Source organism: Marinoscillum sp. MHG1-6 (assembly GCF_024714475.1).
Taxonomy (GTDB): Bacteria; Bacteroidota; Bacteroidia; order Cytophagales; family Cyclobacteriaceae; genus JAMZMI01.
This window is the reverse complement of record NZ_JAMZMI010000001.1, coordinates 622,745-640,967: the sequence shown is the minus strand read 5'-3', so window position 1 is coordinate 640,967 and position 18,223 is coordinate 622,745. Positions and strand designations below refer to the sequence as shown.

Annotated in this window: 18 protein-coding genes; 12 read left to right on the top strand and 6 right to left on the bottom strand. The window is 42.7% G+C overall.

The features are described 5' to 3' along the window. The first annotated feature begins 1 nt into the window (after position 1). The 3 genes from NXR94_RS02790 to NXR94_RS02780 are packed head-to-tail and all read left to right on the top strand — an operon-like array spanning position 2 to position 3,993. On the top strand, positions 2-1,336 hold the full coding sequence (locus NXR94_RS02790; protein WP_374987990.1) for an HTTM domain-containing protein: 1,335 nt from the start codon (positions 2-4) through the stop codon (positions 1,334-1,336). Next, positions 1,333-3,783, top strand: a complete 2,451-nt coding sequence (locus tag NXR94_RS02785; RefSeq protein ID WP_258103048.1) for a TonB-dependent receptor domain-containing protein — start codon at positions 1,333-1,335, stop codon at positions 3,781-3,783. Before NXR94_RS02790 ends, NXR94_RS02785 begins: the two co-directional genes overlap by 4 nt. Before the next feature lie 3 nt (positions 3,784-3,786). Next, entirely contained in the window at positions 3,787-3,993 is a 207-nt protein-coding gene (locus NXR94_RS02780) for a YwbE family protein (protein ID WP_258103047.1), read from the top strand. 53 nt (positions 3,994-4,046) lie between these two features. On the opposite strand, the gene NXR94_RS02775 is transcribed toward NXR94_RS02780, so the two are convergent. After that, positions 4,047-5,120 (bottom strand): imelysin family protein, encoded by a 1,074-nt coding sequence (locus NXR94_RS02775; protein WP_258103046.1) that lies wholly within the window; start codon positions 5,118-5,120, stop codon positions 4,047-4,049. 235 nt (positions 5,121-5,355) lie between these two features. Between NXR94_RS02775 and fumC the strand changes: the two genes are divergently transcribed. From fumC to NXR94_RS02745, 6 genes are all read left to right on the top strand, one after another. Next, positions 5,356-6,759: a class II fumarate hydratase gene (fumC, locus tag NXR94_RS02770; RefSeq protein WP_258103045.1), complete on the top strand. Its 1,404-nt coding sequence runs from the start codon at positions 5,356-5,358 to the stop codon at positions 6,757-6,759. Positions 6,760-6,836: 77 nt separating this feature from the next. Further along, the gene (locus NXR94_RS02765; RefSeq protein WP_258103044.1) at positions 6,837-7,445 is read left to right on the top strand and encodes an Ezrin/radixin/moesin family protein; all 609 of its coding nucleotides are present in this window, start codon (positions 6,837-6,839) and stop codon (positions 7,443-7,445) included. A 95-nt stretch (positions 7,446-7,540) separates the two neighbouring features. Continuing rightward, the gene (map, locus tag NXR94_RS02760; RefSeq protein ID WP_258103043.1) at positions 7,541-8,332 is read left to right on the top strand and encodes a type I methionyl aminopeptidase; all 792 of its coding nucleotides are present in this window, start codon (positions 7,541-7,543) and stop codon (positions 8,330-8,332) included. Between the two features lie 44 nt (positions 8,333-8,376). Next, positions 8,377-10,155, top strand: coding sequence for a chloride channel protein (locus NXR94_RS02755; RefSeq protein WP_258103042.1), 1,779 nt, complete (start codon positions 8,377-8,379; stop codon positions 10,153-10,155). A 430-nt stretch (positions 10,156-10,585) separates the two neighbouring features. Next, the gene (locus tag NXR94_RS02750; protein ID WP_258103041.1) at positions 10,586-11,050 is read left to right on the top strand and encodes a TlpA disulfide reductase family protein; all 465 of its coding nucleotides are present in this window, start codon (positions 10,586-10,588) and stop codon (positions 11,048-11,050) included. Between the two features lie 8 nt (positions 11,051-11,058). Then, positions 11,059-11,688: a thioredoxin family protein gene (locus tag NXR94_RS02745; protein WP_258103040.1), complete on the top strand. Its 630-nt coding sequence runs from the start codon at positions 11,059-11,061 to the stop codon at positions 11,686-11,688. 45 nt (positions 11,689-11,733) lie between these two features. Here the strand turns inward: NXR94_RS02745 and mscL are convergent, their stop codons facing one another. Further along, positions 11,734-12,132, bottom strand: a complete 399-nt coding sequence (mscL, locus tag NXR94_RS02740; protein WP_258103039.1) for a large-conductance mechanosensitive channel protein MscL — start codon at positions 12,130-12,132, stop codon at positions 11,734-11,736. Positions 12,133-12,161: 29 nt separating this feature from the next. Continuing rightward, positions 12,162-12,977 carry a nucleoside triphosphate pyrophosphohydrolase gene (gene mazG / locus NXR94_RS02735; RefSeq protein WP_258103038.1) on the bottom strand — a complete coding sequence of 272 codons (816 nt, stop codon included), beginning with the start codon at positions 12,975-12,977 and terminating at the stop codon, positions 12,162-12,164. Between the two features lie 80 nt (positions 12,978-13,057). Here mazG and NXR94_RS02730 point away from each other — a divergent pair, with 80 nt between their 5' ends. Beyond that, on the top strand, positions 13,058-13,288 hold the full coding sequence (locus NXR94_RS02730) for a hypothetical protein (RefSeq protein ID WP_258103037.1): 231 nt from the start codon (positions 13,058-13,060) through the stop codon (positions 13,286-13,288). A gap of 87 nt (positions 13,289-13,375) precedes the next feature. Continuing rightward, positions 13,376-14,758, top strand: coding sequence for a phosphoglucosamine mutase (glmM, locus tag NXR94_RS02725; protein ID WP_258103036.1), 1,383 nt, complete (start codon positions 13,376-13,378; stop codon positions 14,756-14,758). On the opposite strand, the gene NXR94_RS02720 is transcribed toward glmM, so the two are convergent. Next, positions 14,755-15,372, bottom strand: a complete 618-nt coding sequence (locus NXR94_RS02720; RefSeq protein WP_258103035.1) for an NUDIX hydrolase — start codon at positions 15,370-15,372, stop codon at positions 14,755-14,757. The two genes, glmM and NXR94_RS02720, sit on opposite strands and share 4 nt — an antisense overlap. Before the next feature lie 68 nt (positions 15,373-15,440). Between NXR94_RS02720 and NXR94_RS02715 the strand changes: the two genes are divergently transcribed. Next, positions 15,441-16,586, top strand: coding sequence for a cysteine desulfurase family protein (locus tag NXR94_RS02715; protein WP_258103034.1), 1,146 nt, complete (start codon positions 15,441-15,443; stop codon positions 16,584-16,586). Here the strand turns inward: NXR94_RS02715 and hemH are convergent. Both hemH and NXR94_RS02705 read right to left on the bottom strand, forming a co-directional pair. Next, complete coding sequence (gene hemH / locus NXR94_RS02710; protein WP_258103033.1) at positions 16,583-17,593, bottom strand: ferrochelatase; 1,011 nt, start codon at positions 17,591-17,593, stop codon at positions 16,583-16,585. The genes NXR94_RS02715 and hemH overlap by 4 nt on opposite strands. Beyond that, on the bottom strand, positions 17,590-18,195 hold the full coding sequence (locus NXR94_RS02705) for a YqaA family protein (RefSeq protein WP_258103032.1): 606 nt from the start codon (positions 18,193-18,195) through the stop codon (positions 17,590-17,592). Before NXR94_RS02705 ends, hemH begins: the two co-directional genes overlap by 4 nt. Positions 18,196-18,223: the final 28 nt, after the last annotated feature.

Genomic DNA, 18,223 nt, shown 5'->3' with positions numbered 1-18,223 from the left:
CGTGCTTTTTGAAAAGCTCATATCGCAAAAGATCCCAGTAGCACCCTTGATTTTTTTCAGGGTGCTTTTTGGCTTTATGATGGCCCTGGGAGGAGTGCGTTTTTGGGCTAAGGGATGGATCGAAGAATTCTATATTCTCCCAAAATTTCATTTTACTTATTACGGTTTTGAGTGGGTAAAAGCCTTGCCGGGAACAGGAATGTACTGGCTGTTTGGCGCCCTGATCATTCTGGCCCTGATGGTTGCCGTTGGGCTATTTTACCGAATCGCTATTATAGGATTTTTCCTGACGTTTACCTACATCGAGCTCATCGATAAGACCACCTACCTTAACCATTACTACTTCGTCAGTCTTATCGCATTTCTAATGATTTGGCTTCCTGCGAATTCGAGATTCTCCTTTGATTGCAAATTGTTTAAAGGAATTGCTTCTCATGAAGTCTCTGCCTGGACGATCAACATTATAAAGTTTCAACTTTGTGTGGTCTACTTTTATGCGGGTCTCGCCAAAATCAACCCGGACTGGTTACTGGAGGCGATGCCGCTTAAGATCTGGCTTCCGGCAAAATCGCATTTGCCCATCCTTGGGCCATATTTAAAATATGAAGCGGCCGCCTATTTCTTTAGCTGGTGTGGCGCCCTTTACGACCTCTGTATCCCTTTCCTACTCTTAGGAAGAAAAACGAGGCCATTCGCCTTCCTCATGGTGGTCATATTTCACGTCACTACAGCTATACTGTTCCCTATCGGAATGTTCCCGTACATTATGATCCTTTCTACGCTGATATTCTTTTCGTCGGCGTTTCATGAACAAGTGATTAGTTTCTTTGAAAATCTTCTAAATGTTGGCAGACAGTATGGTTATCAAACCGGCAACCGACCTTACAGACTTATTGGGTTTGCCCTTGGAACCTATTGTCTGATTCAATTGGCATTCCCGTTCAGATACCTGGCCTACCCGGATCATCTGTTTTGGCATGAACAAGGCTACCGGTTTTCATGGAGAGTCATGCTCATGGAGAAATTGGGGAATGTCACTTTCTCTGTCAGGGATAAAGCAAGCAACAAAAACTTCCTGGTCAACAATCGTGATTTTCTAACTCCTTTTCAGGAGCGTGAAATGAGTACACAACCAGATATGATTCTCCAATTTGCTCATTTTCTGGAGGAAGAATACACCTCCCTAGGCATTCAAAACCCTACGGTAACCGCAGAAGGCTATGTGACCCTTAATGGAAAAATGAGTCAACCCTTTATCGATAATTCTGTCAACCTCGCAGCACAAAAAGAAAGCTGGGCTAATAAATCATGGATCTTACCTTATCCAAATCAATGAAAGCATTTAAATATTATAGCGCCCTGTTTTTATTGATGCTGTCAAACCTTGCATTTGCCCAGTACCAATTAAGCGGTAGTGTAAATACTGAAAAGAATGCTTCAGAAAGAGCCACTTTGATATTGGATCAAAGCGACCGATTCGAAGAGGCCGATGCTAACGGTGAGTTTTTATTTAAAAATGTATCTAAGGGAAACCATTCGCTTACCGTGTTCATGGAGGGTTATCAAACCCTAACCAAAAAAGTATTTGTCGATGGAAATACCTCGATAAAGATTGACATGAAGTTGTTGGAAACGGAGCTTGATGAGGTTGTTGTCAAAGGACAGAAGGACAACTCCTTTGGTATCACCAGGCTGAAGGCCATCGACGGTACCGGAATCTATGAAGCCAAGAAGACAGAGGTCATTGTCCTGGAGGACATGGTTGCGAACAAAGCGGCGAACAACACTCGCCAAATTTTTGCCAAAATTCCCGGTGCCAATATCTGGGAAAGTGATTGTGCGGGCCTACAGATTGGCGTAGCTACACGTGGCCTGAGTCCCAATCGAAACGCCAACTTCAATACCCGCCAGAATGGCTTTGACATTTCTGCAGATGCATTAGGCTACCCTGAAAGTTATTATACCCCACCTATTCAGGCCGTTGAAAAAGTAGAGTTGGTACGTGGTGCCGCATCCCTTCAATATGGAACCCAATTCGGAGGGCTTGTTAACTTCAAAATCAAACAGGCACCGGACGATAAAGTGCTCGAAATCTCAACTGAGCAGACTTATAACACCCTTGGTTTTTATAATAGCTACGTGGATGCCGGGGGTACACAAGGTAAGCTGAGCTATTTCTTTTTCAACCGTACGGCAGTAGGTAATTGCTGGCGATGCAATACGGATTTCAATTCTGTCACCTCCTACGTTGATATTCATTACGATTTCAGCGATGCCTTCAAGGCGGGAATTGAATACACTCGGATGAATTACCTGGCCCGGCAACCGGGAGGACTAACCGAACAGCTTTTTGAACAAGATGCCAAACAATCCATTCGGGATCGCAACTGGTTCCAGGTGGGATGGAATCTTCTGACCCTGCACATGGATTATAGTTTTGGGCCGAACCTCAAATTGAATAGCCGAACCTTCTCACTGGTTGGTAATAAAGAGGCCCTGGGTAACCTTGGAAGAATTGACCGCCCGGACGACATTAATGAAGAAAGAGATTTGCTGGCTGACCGATTTACCAACTGGGGTAATGAAACAAGGCTCATTTACAATTACCTGATTGGAGGAAAACAATCGGCCTTTTTAATTGGAACCAGGTATTACAAAGGATTTACGCATCGTAGACAGGGACTTGGACCTAATGGTGACCAGCCCAGCTTTCGATACAATAATCCGAATATGCTTGAGGGCTCAGATTTTGATCTTCCGGGAATCAACATGGCCGTTTTCGCAGAAAACATCATTACACTCTCAGAAAAACTCAGCATTACTCCAGGCGTAAGATACGAGTACATCAACACAAAGGCTGACGGTTATTATCGACAAACCACCAGTGATCTCGCAGGGAATGTTTTGTTTGATACGACCATACTTGAAACGCTGGAGAGAAAAAGAGACTTCCTTTTTGGTGGTGTGGGTGTGAGCTATAAGATGAGCGAGGATGTTGAATTCTACGGTAACTTCTCTCAGAATTACAGGTCTATCAATTTCAATGATATCCGCGTAAACAACCCTTCCCTGAAGGTAGATGAAAACATCAAAGATGAGTTCGGAAACAACTTTGATCTAGGCGTTAGAGGAAATCTGCAAAACGTGGTCAATTTCGATGTAAGTGTTTTTTGGCTCAACTACAATGACAAAATAGGTACTATTCTCGTAAGGGAACCGGATCCGAGATTCAACAATCTGGTTGACAGGACTTATCGATACCGCACCAATATTGCCGATGCTCGCACCTATGGAGTGGAAGCATTTATGGAAGCTAATTTGTTCAGTCTAATTAATAGATTCCAGAAACGCGAAGACCAGTTGTCCATTTTCTTAAATATTGGTGTGATTGGATCTGAATACCATCATTCACAGGAGACGGCCATTGAAGGCAACCAGGTGGAGCTTGTTCCACTTTATAGCGTCAAATCCGGAATTAGTTACAAAGCCTCCAGATTTTCATCTACCCTTCAGATTACCTCATTTGCCAAGCAATATTCCGATGCCTCCAATGCAGCAGGCCCTGTCCCAGGCGCAGTGGAAGGACTGATCCCCGCTTACCAGGTAATGGACTTTTCAGCTAAATATGTTTTGGGCAAAAGCTTCAATGTTCAGGCAGGAGTTAATAACCTAACTGATTCCAGATACTTTACCAGAAGAGCGGCCGGGTACCCAGGGCCGGGTATCCTGCCTTCAGATGGAAGAAGTTTCTATTTTACGCTGGGTTATAACTTTGATAGATAACACATGAACCTTTCGGGAACCGAACGTAAAAACATCAGTATTGGACTAGAGGTCGATATTGTAGAAAAACACAATCAGCGTACTGATGAACTCACTCGGGGATTTGTAGAAAGGATCCTTACCAAATCAGCTACACATCCTCATGGCATCAAGGTACTACTTGAAACCGGAGAGGTAGGAAGGGTTAAAGAGATATACGAGGAAGATTAATTCGAACCGTTTCTTTAGAACTGAAACGTCCGGACAATAAATTCAATTGGGTTTCAATCCCCGTCGTTATCGCTGAAGGTGACGATCAGGCCGAGTCTGGACATCATATCTGTTTTCATCAGCACAGTCAGGCCTTGCAAATCGATGAATAGCTGCTCTATGGTTGCTGACTGAGCATCCAATGCATCCTGAAGTGGTCCGTCAATTGACTCTGCGGTGGTGCGACATTTCTCAATTTGAGCTATAATTTTTGAAGAAAGTTTTTCGACACCATTATCAAGTGCCAGCGTATCCAGATAATCATCAAAACCCTGACCAGCTTTGCCTGCGAATACATCTTCAATCGCATCAAGGTTTTTAAGGATCATAGCCATCGATTCCTTGGCGTAATAAGATTCCACACTTTGTGGAGATAGAATTCCCCCGGTACTTATGCCCGCTGGCAAAGCAACTTTATAATTTTTGATCTTCTCAACAAGCATGATCAATTCATTAGCCAAAGCGGTGGCACTCGACCCAACGTCATTCCCTGTGTTTTCTACAAATGAAGACTTGTAACCGCCATTCCACAAGCTCAATATCAAATCCGCATTGGTTTCCAGCTCTTTTGATACCGCAGACAAATAAGATAACCGCTTGCCCTCCTTTAATTCTCCGATCACAGTTGTTGAATCCGCATGAAATAATATGTATTCAACAGCTACCAGTCCCTTTTTGTTTGCTCCTACAAGATCCAGGTAAGTGGTGGAACCATCAAAATCCATGATTTCATTCTCTATACCTACCCCACTTGTCGGCCAATAATCAATGTTGGCTTCTAACAGCTCCGTATCTACCGGACCAAAGTTGAAAATCTGGGCATATTTCCATGAAAGCTTTGCATCCAGCCAGGCTGCTTGTGTGGCTTCCAGGTTTTCTGCCGTTACGGTATCAAGTAGTAGATCTATTGAGTCTGTCAAAGCACCCGTTTTGGTAGCAAAGTCAGCGTATGCCGGCATGATGATATTCTCTGCCATATTGGTCAGCATTGGACCTCTATCGAAGTTATCCACTCTTTGATTATCCCCTTTATCATCACAGGACAAAATCGTAAAAACAACACAAACCAATATCAGTCCATTCCTCATTTTGCAATTCTTTTAACTTGTTATTTAGAGCAAATCTAAATAAGGCAAAAAAAGTTCTATCTACTCAAATTCTCAATTGCTACTAATAGGCAAATGCGTGCTCGCTATCTCTAGGGACGAGTCACTATAACTAGTGAGTTGCTCGATATGAAATCTTCCTCAATTAGCCATTTTTAGGAGATGGAATTTGTACTGTTGCTATATTGCGGTCAATTAATAACCATTGCCAAAAATCATGGAGTACAGAATAGAACACGACACAATGGGCGAGGTAAAAGTACCTGCCGACAAATACTGGGGAGCACAAACTCAGAGATCAAGAGACAACTTCAAAATAGGTGGAGCAAATATGCAAATGCCTATGGAAGTGGTAAGAGCTTTTGCCATTCTAAAGAAGTCAGCAGCTGAAGCCAACCATGAGCTTGGTGTACTCACAAAGGAAAAATGTGAATTGATTGGGAAAGTCTGTGATGAGATACTTGCAGGGGATCTTGATGATCAGTTTCCATTAGTTATTTGGCAAACAGGCAGTGGTACCCAGTCAAATATGAACTGTAATGAGGTCGTGGCTAATCGAGCCCACGTCATCAACGGTGGAAAGCTTTCGGACGATCAAAAAATTATCCATCCAAATGATGATGTAAATAAATCACAGTCATCGAATGATACCTTTCCAACAGCGATGCACATTGCCAGTTACCAAATGGTAGTGGATATCACCATTCCAAAGGTGAAAAAGTTGAGAGATACGCTTAAGGCTAAATCCGAAGCTTTCATGGATGTGGTAAAAATTGGAAGAACTCACTTCATGGATGCCACACCTTTAAGCCTTGGTCAGGAGTTTTCAGGTTATGTTGCCCAGCTTGATCATGGATTAAAGGCATTAGAAAATACATTTTCGCATTTGTCAGAACTCGCATTGGGAGGCACTGCCGTAGGAACAGGGTTAAACACTCCAGCCGGATATGACGTACTTGTTGCCAAGAAAATAGCTGACAATTCCGGGCTTCCTTTTGTAACTGCTAAGAATAAGTTCGAAGCTTTGGCAGCCCATGACGCCATTGTTGAAACGCATGGAGCATTAAAGCAATTGGCGGTAAGCTTGATGAAGATCGGCAACGACATCAGAATGTTATGTTCAGGACCAAGAAGTGGAATAGGAGAAATCATCATTCCTGAAAATGAGCCGGGTTCTTCTATCATGCCAGGAAAGGTCAACCCAACTCAGTGCGAGGCACTTACCATGGTTTGTGCACAAGTTATTGGTAACGATGTGGCAGTTTCTGCCGGAGGGATGTATGGTCATTTCGAACTGAATGTATTCAAGCCAATGATGGTTTACAACTTATTGACTTCTGCCCGATTGATCGGAGATGCCTGTGAATCATTCAACGATAACTGTGCGTATGGTATCGAGCCTAACTATCCCGTTATCAAAGAAAAGCTAGAAAATTCGCTAATGCTTGTAACTGCGCTTAATACGCACATCGGTTATGAAAAAGCAGCCAAAATCGCCAAAAAGGCTCACAAGGAAGGCACAACACTAAGAAAAGCAGCCATAGAGCTTGGATTTTTGACTAGTGACGAATTCGATGCCTGGGTAAAACCAGAGGACATGATTGGCTCACTCAAAAAATAGAATTCTTGCTTTTTTAAAAGTTATTATTGTACTTTAGTGGGACAAGTGTAAATTATTAATATTCAATTGTTTAAAAGATGAAAAGAATACTACTCCTAACCGCCCTTGTATTATGTGTAGCATTCGCATTTGAGGCTTCTGCTCAGAAGTTGTCTAAGAAAGAGAAGAAAGAGTGGAAAAAAAGACTCAAAAAGGCTGAGCCTGAGGATTTTAAGAATTTGGTAGAAGAAAACAAATCCTTGAAAGGTCAGGTAAGCAGTCTTCAAAGCGAACTCTCCGGCGTTGATAACAAACTGGCGGATAAGGACGATCAGATAGCACAATATGAATCTCAAATCTCTGAATTGAGATCTCAATTGTCAGAGGCCAAGAAAGCAGCAGCTCAGCCGAAGCCCATGGATACGGGTGGCCGAATTAATGATGCTGTTGGAGTGGTTTTCAAAGTACAGATCGGTGCATTTGCGAAAAAGGATTTGGCTAAGTATGATGGTCAGGAGAACTTTAATCAGGACACTGAGAGTGGACTAAACAAGTTTACCCTTGGTATCTTCCGTGATTACTGGGAAGCCGATACCTTCAAAAAGTACCTTAGAGAAATGGGAGTGAAAGATGCTTTCATTGTTTCTTATAAAGATGGTCAAAGAGTAAACATCAAAGAAGTTCTGGAAGGCGTATCCAAGTCCTGATAATTTCTTTATTCATAATATTGATAAGCCCCCCGTATTGTTCGGGGGGTTTTTTGTTTTCATTACTTTTGCAGCCACTTTAGCGCAACAAATAGATGATTTATTACAAGTCCAGAGAAGAAATTGAACTGATGAGGGAAAGTGCCCTGATCGTATCAAAAACCCTTGGCCTGATGGCAGAAGAAATCAAGCCGGGTATTACGCCACTTCAGCTGGACAAACTCGCCGAGAACTTTATTAGGGATCATGGTGCAGAACCGGGATTTTTGGGTCTCTATGATTACCCCAATACCATCATCACTTCTGTAAATGAGCAAGTGGTACACGGACTGCCTACAAACCGACCGCTTGAGGAAGGAGATATTGTGGGTTTGGATTGCGGCGCATTAAAAAATGGTTTCTATGGAGACCATGCCTACACTTTTGCCGTGGGGGAAATTTCACATGAGGTGAAACAGCTGCTCAAAGTAACCAAGGATAGCCTTTATCTGGGGATTGAGCAAATGAAAGCAGGCAACCGAATGGGAGATATCAGTTATGCCATCCAAAGCTATACGGAGAGTTTTGGCTATGGGGTGGTTCGCGAGCTGGTAGGACATGGGCTCGGGAAAAAGATGCATGAATCACCAGAGGTACCAAACTATGGAAAACGAGGACGAGGCCCTCTTTTAAAAGAGGGGTTGGTATTAGCAATTGAGCCAATGATCAATATGGGAACAAGACGCGTCGTGCAAAAAGCAGATGGATGGACGATCGTGACGGCAGATGGAATGCCTTCTGCGCATTTTGAACATGATGTGGCCATAGTGGATGGGAAGCCTGAGATACTTTCAACTTTTGATTATATAGAAGAAGCACTCAAAAAAGTTAATGGAGTCTTTATTTAACAATACAAAATCTGGCAAGGCCCAGGTCCAGGCCTTTTAAAAATATGGAACAGTCCAACCCGATCATGAAGTTTTTAGTCTGGCGACTAAAACACATCAACGATAATAACTTTACACTCATTATTGCGGGTATAGTTGGCCTCATTGCCGGTCTAGCGGCCGTTACATTAAAAAGCTCTGTCCATCTTATTCAGCATCTCCTTCAGCAGAATATAGATATTACTAATATCAGCTATTTATATATTGTATATCCGGCTGTCGGTATTCTGCTTACCGTGCTGGTTAGGTACTTCATCGTCAGGGATACTCCGGGACATGGAATCACCCGAATACTTCGGGCCATATCGATTAGTTCCAGCCGAATTAGAAAGCGCTACATGGTCTCCAACATGTTGAAAAGTGCGATTACGGTTGGCTTTGGTGGGTCTGTAGGACTCGAGGCCCCAATCGTGGTTACCGGATCTGCCATTGGCGCCAATGTGGGCAGCCTGGTTCATCTTGATTACAAGAAAAGAACGCTTCTTATTGGTTGCGGTGCCGCAGGTGCCATATCCGCCATATTCAACTCTCCCATAGCGGGGGTCATATTTGCCATTGAAGTTATTCTCAATGAGGTTAAGATCAGCAAATTCATTCCGATTCTGATTGCCTCTGTATGTGGCCAACTTGTAAGCATTATTCTTCTTGGAGAAGACATCCTTTTCTCGTTTAAGCTGACTGATCCCTTTACCGCACAAGACACTCCATTTTATGCGTTGCTGGGTGTTGTCTGCGGATTGGTTTCACTCTACTTCTTCCGCACGCTATTTAAGGTTGAGGGCCTAATTCAAAAAATCAAGAATATTTATCTCAGGGCACTCCTGGGTGGACTCGGGCTGGCTTTTATCGTTTTCACCTTTCCTCCAATCTACGGAGAAGGATATAATTCCATTAAAGATTTACTACTTGGGAATGTTACCAACCTACTAGAGTCTACGCCACTTTATGGCTCACAAGACAATGAGTATTTGGTGCTTCTTTTTCTACTTGTCATACTCATCGCCAAGCCCATCGCAAGTGCCTTTACGATTGGATCCGGAGGTAGCGGAGGAGTTTTTGCCCCATCATTATTCATGGGTGGCTTCACCGGCTTTCTTTTTGCGAAGGCTATTAATATTATGTTCCCAACACTTGCTATCAGCGCAAGCAATTTCGCCCTGGTAGGTATGTGTGGGGTGCTTAGTGGGGTGCTTCATGCTCCACTGACGGGTATATTCCTGATAGCTGAGATCACCAGTGGATATATGCTATTTGTCCCACTCATGCTGGTGTCTGCTCTTTCATTTGTTACCATCTCTTATTTCGAAAAACACTCCATCTACACCAAGCGTCTGATAGAAAAGGGACAGATCATTCAAAATGATCGTGACATGATGATCCTTAGCCAGATCAACATCAAAAAGATCATTGAAAAAGACCTCCTTTCTATTCACCCGGATGCCTCCTTAGCTGAACTTGTCAAGCTGGTCAAAAAGAGCAAGCGGAATATCTTTCCTGTGGTAGACGAAAATAAAAAGCTGCAGGGCATTGTAACGCTTGATGATATCCGGGAAATCATGTTTGACGCCGAAAAACAGAATAATGTTGTGGTGAAGACCATCATGCATAAACCCCCTGCATTCGTAAGCCCTCAAGAAAAAATGCAATCTGTGATGAATAAATTTGAGTTAACACAAGCTTGGAACCTTCCTGTGATCGAAGAGGAAAAATACCTTGGATTCATCTCTAAAGCGCGAATTTTCAATGCTTACAGAACCAAATTGATACGCCAAACCAAGGAATAATCCATATTCAGCAATTTTCATAGATAACGACAATTGGATCATTCAAAGAATTAAATTTAATTTTTCTTAGCGCTTATCCACAATAGCCCAATTTAATATCTAGTTGCTAACTTTCTGTTTTTCAGACGGATAAACTGTTTCATTAGAAATGTGTGGATAAAATGGATAAAATGTGAATAACTATTTTTCAAAATTTAGGATTTAAGAGATTTCCAAAATTCTATTAATTTATTGAGGCACAGAGCCATTCACGCCAATTCCCGTTTCAAAACTTCTAAGCACAAACGGTTGCCAGCCCAGACATTCCAACGTTATGTTAAGAATATGAGAAGTTCGTATCAAAGATGCCAGGGCATATCTATTTGCTATATTAAAATAGTGCTATTTTTAAACTTTTGATAACCTTGTTATTCATGTTTCGTTTTAGCTTATGATGAAGATTACGGGCCTTTCAGTATTAATTTTGCTTTTATCTCTACAGCTTAAAGCACAATCAATAGTTCCCATCAAATTGGATGAACTATCAGAATTGTCGAAACCCAATGCAACCAATCTATCAGTCATCAATTTCTGGGCTTCCTGGTGTGGCCCGTGTGTAAAAGAACTTCCCTATTTCGACAATTTGAGTAAAAAACCGAATGTCGATGTTTATCTGGTAAGTGTAGACTTTATTCAGGATAAAGCGAAGGCCGAAATGTTGCTACAGAAAAAAAATATTAAATCTCAATCCTATCTGCTCGATGAAAAAAATTTCGTTGAACAAATTGATAAGACCTGGAGCGGCGCCATCCCGGCAACACTCATTGTAGCGAGTAATGGTAGTAGGTATTTTTATGAAAAATCATTCTCGGAAGCGGAATTGGAAGAGTTAGTGAATAATATTACCTCAAAATGAATCGATCTATGAAGAAGACAATGTTAATGATTACCGGTCTGCTAGTGGTTGTGGCCGTACTATATGTCAATGCCTCGGAAAATGTGATGGAGGGATATGAAGTTGGCGATTACGTTTCAGACTTCAAACTTCCTAGCACCACAGGAAAAACGGTAAGTCTGTCTGATTACCCGGATGCCAAAGGGTTTATCGTTGTATTTACCTGCAATACCTGCCCTTACGCTAAACTATATGAAGACCGCGTTATTGAACTGGATAAAAAATTCAGAGGTAAAGGCTTTCCGGTCATTGCCATCAACCCTAATGATGTAGGTCAAAAACCGGGAGATAGCATGGATGAAATGGCTTCTCAAGCCAAAGCAAAAAGTTATTCATTCCCTTATCTTCGAGACGATACACAGGAAGTGGCCAAAGCCTACGGAGCGGCAAAAACCCCACACGTATATGTTCTTAATAGAGAGTCTGCCGGCAAATTCAAAGTTGAATATATTGGCGCAATTGATGATAGCCCTAGAGAAGCCGCAGACGTTCAGGAAACCTACGTGGAAGACGCCGTGAATGCCTTGCTTTCAGGAAATAAGCCTACAGTAACGAATCAAAGAGCTATAGGATGTACCATCAAGTGGAAAGATGTTTAAAATCATTGTTGACTTAAAATATAGAGGGGCTCGTTAGCCCCTTTTTTATTTGGCCTGTTTGAGGATATCTCGAATTTCTGTCAGCAACAATTCTTCCTTGGACGGTTCTGGAGGTGGAGCAGGAGCTTCCTCTTTCTTCCTTTGCATTTTATTATATCCTTTGATCACCATGAAAATGACAAAAGAGATAATTAAAAAGTCAATAATCGTCTGAAGAAATATACCATAGTTGATGGTAACTGCTGCCACTTCATCAGTAGTAGTGACCAGCTCAATCGTCAAATCCCGAAAATCAACTCCCCCAAGTGCAACACCTATTGGCGGCATAATGATATCCTTAACAAAGGATGTTACAATAGACTTGAAAGCAGAACCAATGATAACCGCTACTGCCAAATCCAGGATGTTTCCCTTCATAATGAAGGTTTTAAATTCCTTCCACATGTTCGATTAATTAAGTGATTAAAAAATTGTCATACATTTTTGGCTCGTTCCCAATACTCATCCATTTCGGCCAGGGACATCTCATCAAGACGCTTCCCGTCTTTCTTTGATTGGGTTTCCAGATAGGTAAATCGTTTTATGAACTTTTTGTTTGTTCTTTCCAGGGCCTCTTCGGGATTAATATCAATAAAGCGTGAATAATTGATCAATGAAAAGAGCAGGTCCCCGAACTCATTCTGAGCTCTTTCCTTATTGACTTGTGTCTCGTCTTCAATGTTGAATTCGCTTTTGAACTCCTGCATCTCCTCCTCTACTTTCTCCCAAACCTGTTCCTTTTTTTCCCAGTCAAAGCCGGCTCCCTTCGCCTTCTCCTGAATTCTCATAGCCTTCACCATGGCTGGAAGAGAACCCGGCACTCCTCCCAGCACAGATTTATTCCCCTTTTCCTTTAGCTTAATCTTCTCCCAGTTTTCCTTTACAGCCTTTTCATCCTCTGCTTTGACATCGCCATAAATATGTGGGTGTCTTCGTATCAGCTTCTCACAAACTTCGTTGAGCACATCAGCCATGTCAAAGGCTCCTTTTTCATCTCCAATCCGCGCATAAAAAGCCATATGTAGCATTAGGTCGCCCAACTCCTTTTTCACCTCCTCCAGATCGTCATCCAGAATAGCATCTCCCAACTCATAAGTCTCCTCAATGGTTAGGTGACGTAGCGTTTCCATGGTTTGTTTTTTATCCCACGGACAGTTTTCCCGGAGCTCATCCATAATGGTCAAAAGCCGATCAAAGGCCTTCAGTTTATTCGAGCGATTAAGGTCAGGTTTTGATAAGGAACTAGCCATTTTGAAATTTTTAGGAGTATTTCTTTGTTGCAACCAATAGGACGCAAAGATTCTTTATTTTTGCATCAAATCGTACGCTTATGCCTACTGTATTACTTGGAGTTGGATTTGTCGCGCTGTTTTTCATTTTGATGTCAGTGCGTCTAATATTGAAGAAGAATGGAGAGTTTAAGGGCACATGTGCTTCTCAAAGCCCATTTTTGAATAAAGAAGGCACAACCTGTGGCTATTGCGGGAAAACGCTCAAATCAGGGGATTCCTGTGGTAACCCGGACTCAGAAGTCAACAAAGTACTGGAGAAATTCGCATAGGTATGGGCTACATCCTGTAGCTTAAGTAAGTTTAACTATCGCTGGCAAAGTCCTATCCACTTTTGCCTATAATCAAAGAATCAAGATTTGTCACTCATTAAATCAATCTCAGGTCTGAGAGGGACCATAGGGGGAAAAGTAGGTGAAACGCTCACCCCAATAGATGTCGCAAAATTTAGCGCAGGCTATGGCATGTGGCTAAAAGAAACTTGCGATAAACCCAAAGTTGTCATTGGTCGGGACGCACGCCCTTCTGGTGTTTTGTTTAGGTCTATTGTTTCCAATACGCTAAGAGCACAGGGAATCGATGTTATTGATCTTGACCTGTCCACAACTCCAACCGTTGAGATGGCAGTAGTAGCTGAAGAAGCTCAGGGAGGGATCATTCTGACCGCAAGTCATAACCCTTCAGGTTGGAATGCACTGAAATTACTCAATGAAAAAGGAGAATTCATCTCGGCCAGGGATGGGGAAAAAGTATTGGAATGGGCGGAGTCTCCCGAAATACTTTTTACAGAACCTAAAAAATTTGGGTCTTACACCGTTAATGATACCTATATCGACTGGCATATTGATCAAATTTTAGCGCTTGACCTGATTAACATCGAGGCGATAAAAGACAGAAAATTTAAAGTTGCCGTTGATGCCGTGAATAGTACCGGGGGTATCGCCGTGCCTAAGCTGCTAAAAAAACTGGGTGTTGAGGTAAAAGAAATTTATTGCGAACCGAATGGAGTATTTCCACACAATCCCGAGCCACTACCTGAGAATATTCAACATATCTGTAGTGAAGTAAAAGGCGGAGATCTCGATCTTGGGTTCGTTGTGGACCCTGACGTAGATCGTTTGGTGATGATCACAGAGGATGGAGAGCCTTTTGGAGAAGAGTATACCCTTGTTTCAGTAGCCGACTATGTACTTGGCAAAAAGAAAGGAAATACGGTCTCAAACCTTTCATCCACTAAGGCTCTCAAAGACATTACCCTCAAGCATGGATGTGAGTATTCAAGTGCTGCAGTAGGAGAAGTCAATGTAGTGACCAAAATGAAAGAGGTCAACGCCGTCATCGGCGGTGAAGGGAATGGCGGAATCATTTTACCAGAGCTTCACTATGGTAGGGATGCCCTTGTAGGGATTGCCTTATTCCTTTCTCATTTAGCTGAGTTCGGGAAAAGTTGTTCCATGCTGAAGGCCAAATACCCAGGCTACCATATCTCGAAAAATAAGATTGAGCTGGACCCAGAGTTGGACCTGGATAAGGTGCTAGCCCAGCTTCAGGAAAAGTATGCCAAGAATCCGTCCACTACCATTGATGGTCTAAAAATAGAATTTACCAATGAGTGGGTTCATTTAAGAAAATCCAACACTGAACCCATTATACGGATCTATGCAGAGTCGGAAAGTGCGTCTACCGCCGACCATCTGGCACAAAAGCTCATGATGGATATAAAAGAGTTGATCTCGGCCTAGTCAAAGGCTGTTTCAGAGGATCGTGCCAGCTCCCTTAATTTGAGGATTTGTTTGGTTGTGTTCCTATCCAGGGACAACTCAGGCAAATTCTCAAATTCAAAAAAATCCGCTCCCAAAGTTTCATGGCCGGGATTCAAAGATCCCCCTGTAATCTCGCAAAGGAAATTTAGTTTATAGACATACTCCGCTGCCGGTGGATGATCATGTTTTCTTTTGTCCCAAACGGCCAACAGCTTTTTCACCTTAACCTGAAACCCTGTCTCCTCCTTCACCTCTTTGATGACATTCTCTTCAGGGGAAACGCCAATATCAGCCCAACCTCCCGGGATCGCCCACTTACCATCTGTATTCTCGCAAACCATGAGAAGTCTTTCCTCTTTCACCACAAAAGCGCGCACATCCACCTTCGGAGTTGGGTACCGATCCAAATGATCAAAGTAGGCTTTGACTTCTTCATTCTGCATTCCGGATATCAAGCTAATCATCTTGTTAGTGTAATCCCTCAACTCTTCATAGCGCTCCACATCATAAGGGTTTTCTGTATAGCTCAACCCGGTTTTAGCCATCGCCTGAACCCGCTTTAAATAATCCAATACTTCTATTCCTAACCGCATATTCATCTTGTTCGTACGCCCATGTAATATGTTTAGTTTTGCGAGACCAAAAGTAAGAATATTGAGCCATGAAGGTTTATTTTGACAATGCAGCTACTACTCCTCTTGATCAGGCAGTCATAGATGAAATGATGCCTTTCATGGTCAATCACTTCGGAAACCCCTCTTCCATCCATTCTCATGGGAGGCAGGTTAGGGTTGCGATTGAAAAATCCCGCAAAAGAGTTGCGGAACTGCTTAACACTTCTCCATCGGAAATATTCTTTACCTCCGGAGGTACCGAAGCGGACAACACTGCTCTAATCAATGCAACCGAACAGTATGGCGTCAAGAACATCATAACTTCACCCTTAGAGCATCATGCGGTCCTTCACACGGCGGAATATCTCGAAAAGACGGGTCGCGTAAAACTGCAACTACTTGATGTCGATCCTTTAGGGAATATTTTACTTGATCAGCTTACGGCACTTTTGACTCAAGAAAAAAATTGTCTCGTGTCTTTGATGCATGCGAATAATGAGATTGGCAATCTGAACGACATTCATACTATCGGAGAAATATGTCGGGAACATGATGCCATCTTTCACTCAGACACCGTTCAGTCTATGGCTCATTTTCGTCACGATCTTCAGAATACCAAAGTCGATTTTGTAGTCGGATCCGCTCATAAATTTCATGGCCCAAAAGGAGTAGGATTCCTGTACATAAACCACGAGAAAAAAATTGCTCCCTATATCCATGGTGGAGCACAAGAACGAAACATGCGCGGAGGCACCGAAAATGTCTATGGGATCATAGGCCTGGCGAAGGCATTGGAATTGGCTTATGAAAATATGGAAGCTCACCAAAAGCAAATTGAATCGGTGAAATCGCATATGATCACGCTGCTCAAGGATAAAATTGAAGGGGTGGCTTTCAATGGAGGTGGTGCTGACCTAAACAACAGTCTTTATACGGTCCTTAATGTTTCTATTCCTCCATCGGATGCCAACGAAATGCTGCTTTTCAACCTGGATATCGAAGGAGTTTCTGTTTCAGGAGGCAGCGCTTGTAGTAGCGGTTCGAATATTGGTTCGCATGTTTTGACTGCCATAGGTGCCGATCCCGAAAGAGGAGCTATACGTTTTTCTTTTAGTCGAAATAGCACTTTGGAAGAAGCTGAATATGCGGTCAATAAACTCTCAGATATTCTTAAGAGAGAATCGACGATCTAGTCCAGTACCAGGTCTTTCAAGCATTCGATCCACATGGGGTCGTCATTTAGGCTCTCAACCAGATCCCAACGCTCTCCCCCGGCTTCAAGGAATTCCTCATGATAGGTTTCCCCCACCTCGATGGTGGTTTCCAGACAGTCCGAAACAAAGGCTGGAGAAAAGGCCAGTACCTTCTTCACACCACTTTTGGCAAGATTGTGCAACGTCTCTTCCGTATAGGGCTGAACCCAGGGATCTTTACCCAAGCGTGACTGAAAACATACCGTGTATTTATCCTCCGATATGCCCAGCTTCTGTATTAATAATCGCGTAGTATGAAAACACTGCGCACGATAGCAAAACTGGTTGCTGCTGTGAAACTCATAGCAGCATGATCCGAGTTGACATTGATCACCAACCGAGGATTTTTTGATTTGTCGCTCGGGTAAACCATGGTAGCTAAATACAAAATGGTCATATTCATGCTCGTCCATCCGGGCTTTTCCCTTTTTCACGATGGTGTCAATAAACAGGTCGTTTTCCAAAAACTGTGAAGTAAACTTTATCTCCGGAATTACCTGCCAGTTTTTGGTGATCTCCATCACCTTATCGATGACCGAACCTGTTGTAGCGGAAGCATACTGCGGAAACAATGGGATCACATGAATACTACTTACATTCTCGCCACTTAGTTTTTTCAACCCCTCCTCAATGCTCGGGTTCTGATATCTCATGGCATATTCCACAACATAATTATCACCTAACCGCTTTCTTAACGGGTCAAGCAAATCTTCTGTGTAATATTTCAATGGGGACCCTCTCTCAGTAAATAGCTTTTGATACTCCGCAGCAGATTTAGGAGCTCGAAATGGTGCAATGATCAGGTTCACCAGCATCCATCTTGGTAAATCGGGAATATCAATGACACGCTTGTCCGACAAAAACTCCCTTAAATACTTCCTTACGTCAGAAACACTCGTAGAATCGGGTGTTCCCAGATTGACCAGTAAAACTCCTTTTTTACTCATTGCAAAATATTAGCCTCCCAAATGATCGCAGCATAAGTTGCGTAACGCAAGAACCTGCTCAGAGAGATAATCAAAAATCTTTTCGCCGGGTATTTCACCGCGCCGATGAGCATACACACTCCTGAAAATGGTAATGGAGTCCATGCCGCAACAATAATCAGGAAACCACCAAAGCGGTTGAGATGTTTATCCAGTCTCCCTAAATAGTTTCGCCTAAGCAGCCGATAAATCTTTGTAGTACTAAAATGTGACCCAATGAAATAGCCCATCACTCCCGCCATATAGGATATGGATGCAAGAGCCGTAACATTGAGGATGTACAGTTTTAGCACCTCATCTCGTAATGACCATAACATGAACAGCTCCGGAGGAATAATTCCGAAAACGGCCTCAGAAACAAAAAAAATTGAAAAAATAATGTCGGGCCGATCATAAAAAGAGCCCAACACATCCTCCAGAGTAAAGTTGAAATGTTGTTTCAGATAAAAGTATCCACCCACGATGACCGTCAGCCAAACAAGACCTTTCGCCAGATTTTGAAGGAAAAATCTGATGCGTTCACTTCGCTCGGTCGTTGGAAGATTGTCTTCGGCTTCACTCATTCAAATGGAATTTGAGAAATGAACCCGA

Bases quoted from the DNA above. Each gene is read 5' to 3' on its own strand.
- NXR94_RS02785 (WP_258103048.1), top strand. From the start codon at position 1,333: ATGAAAGCATTTAAATATTATAGCGCCCTGTTTTTATTGATGCTGTCA.
- NXR94_RS02730 (WP_258103037.1), top strand. From the start codon at position 13,058: ATGCCTACTGTATTACTTGGAGTTGGATTTGTCGCGCTGTTTTTCATT.
- mazG (WP_258103038.1), bottom strand. From the start codon at position 12,977: ATGGCTAGTTCCTTATCAAAACCTGACCTTAATCGCTCGAATAAACTG.
- NXR94_RS02705 (WP_258103032.1), bottom strand. From the start codon at position 18,195: ATGAGTGAAGCCGAAGACAATCTTCCAACGACCGAGCGAAGTGAACGC.
- NXR94_RS02775 (WP_258103046.1), bottom strand. From the start codon at position 5,120: ATGAGGAATGGACTGATATTGGTTTGTGTTGTTTTTACGATTTTGTCC.
- NXR94_RS02720 (WP_258103035.1), bottom strand. From the start codon at position 15,372: ATGCGGTTAGGAATAGAAGTATTGGATTATTTAAAGCGGGTTCAGGCG.
- fumC (WP_258103045.1), top strand. From the start codon at position 5,356: ATGGAGTACAGAATAGAACACGACACAATGGGCGAGGTAAAAGTACCT.
- mscL (WP_258103039.1), bottom strand. From the start codon at position 12,132: ATGTGGAAGGAATTTAAAACCTTCATTATGAAGGGAAACATCCTGGAT.
- map (WP_258103043.1), top strand. From the start codon at position 7,541: ATGATTTATTACAAGTCCAGAGAAGAAATTGAACTGATGAGGGAAAGT.
- NXR94_RS02765 (WP_258103044.1), top strand. From the start codon at position 6,837: ATGAAAAGAATACTACTCCTAACCGCCCTTGTATTATGTGTAGCATTC.
- hemH (WP_258103033.1), bottom strand. From the start codon at position 17,593: ATGAGTAAAAAAGGAGTTTTACTGGTCAATCTGGGAACACCCGATTCT.
- NXR94_RS02750 (WP_258103041.1), top strand. From the start codon at position 10,586: ATGATGAAGATTACGGGCCTTTCAGTATTAATTTTGCTTTTATCTCTA.
- NXR94_RS02715 (WP_258103034.1), top strand. From the start codon at position 15,441: ATGAAGGTTTATTTTGACAATGCAGCTACTACTCCTCTTGATCAGGCA.
- NXR94_RS02780 (WP_258103047.1), top strand. From the start codon at position 3,787: ATGAACCTTTCGGGAACCGAACGTAAAAACATCAGTATTGGACTAGAG.
- NXR94_RS02745 (WP_258103040.1), top strand. From the start codon at position 11,059: ATGAAGAAGACAATGTTAATGATTACCGGTCTGCTAGTGGTTGTGGCC.
- NXR94_RS02755 (WP_258103042.1), top strand. From the start codon at position 8,377: ATGGAACAGTCCAACCCGATCATGAAGTTTTTAGTCTGGCGACTAAAA.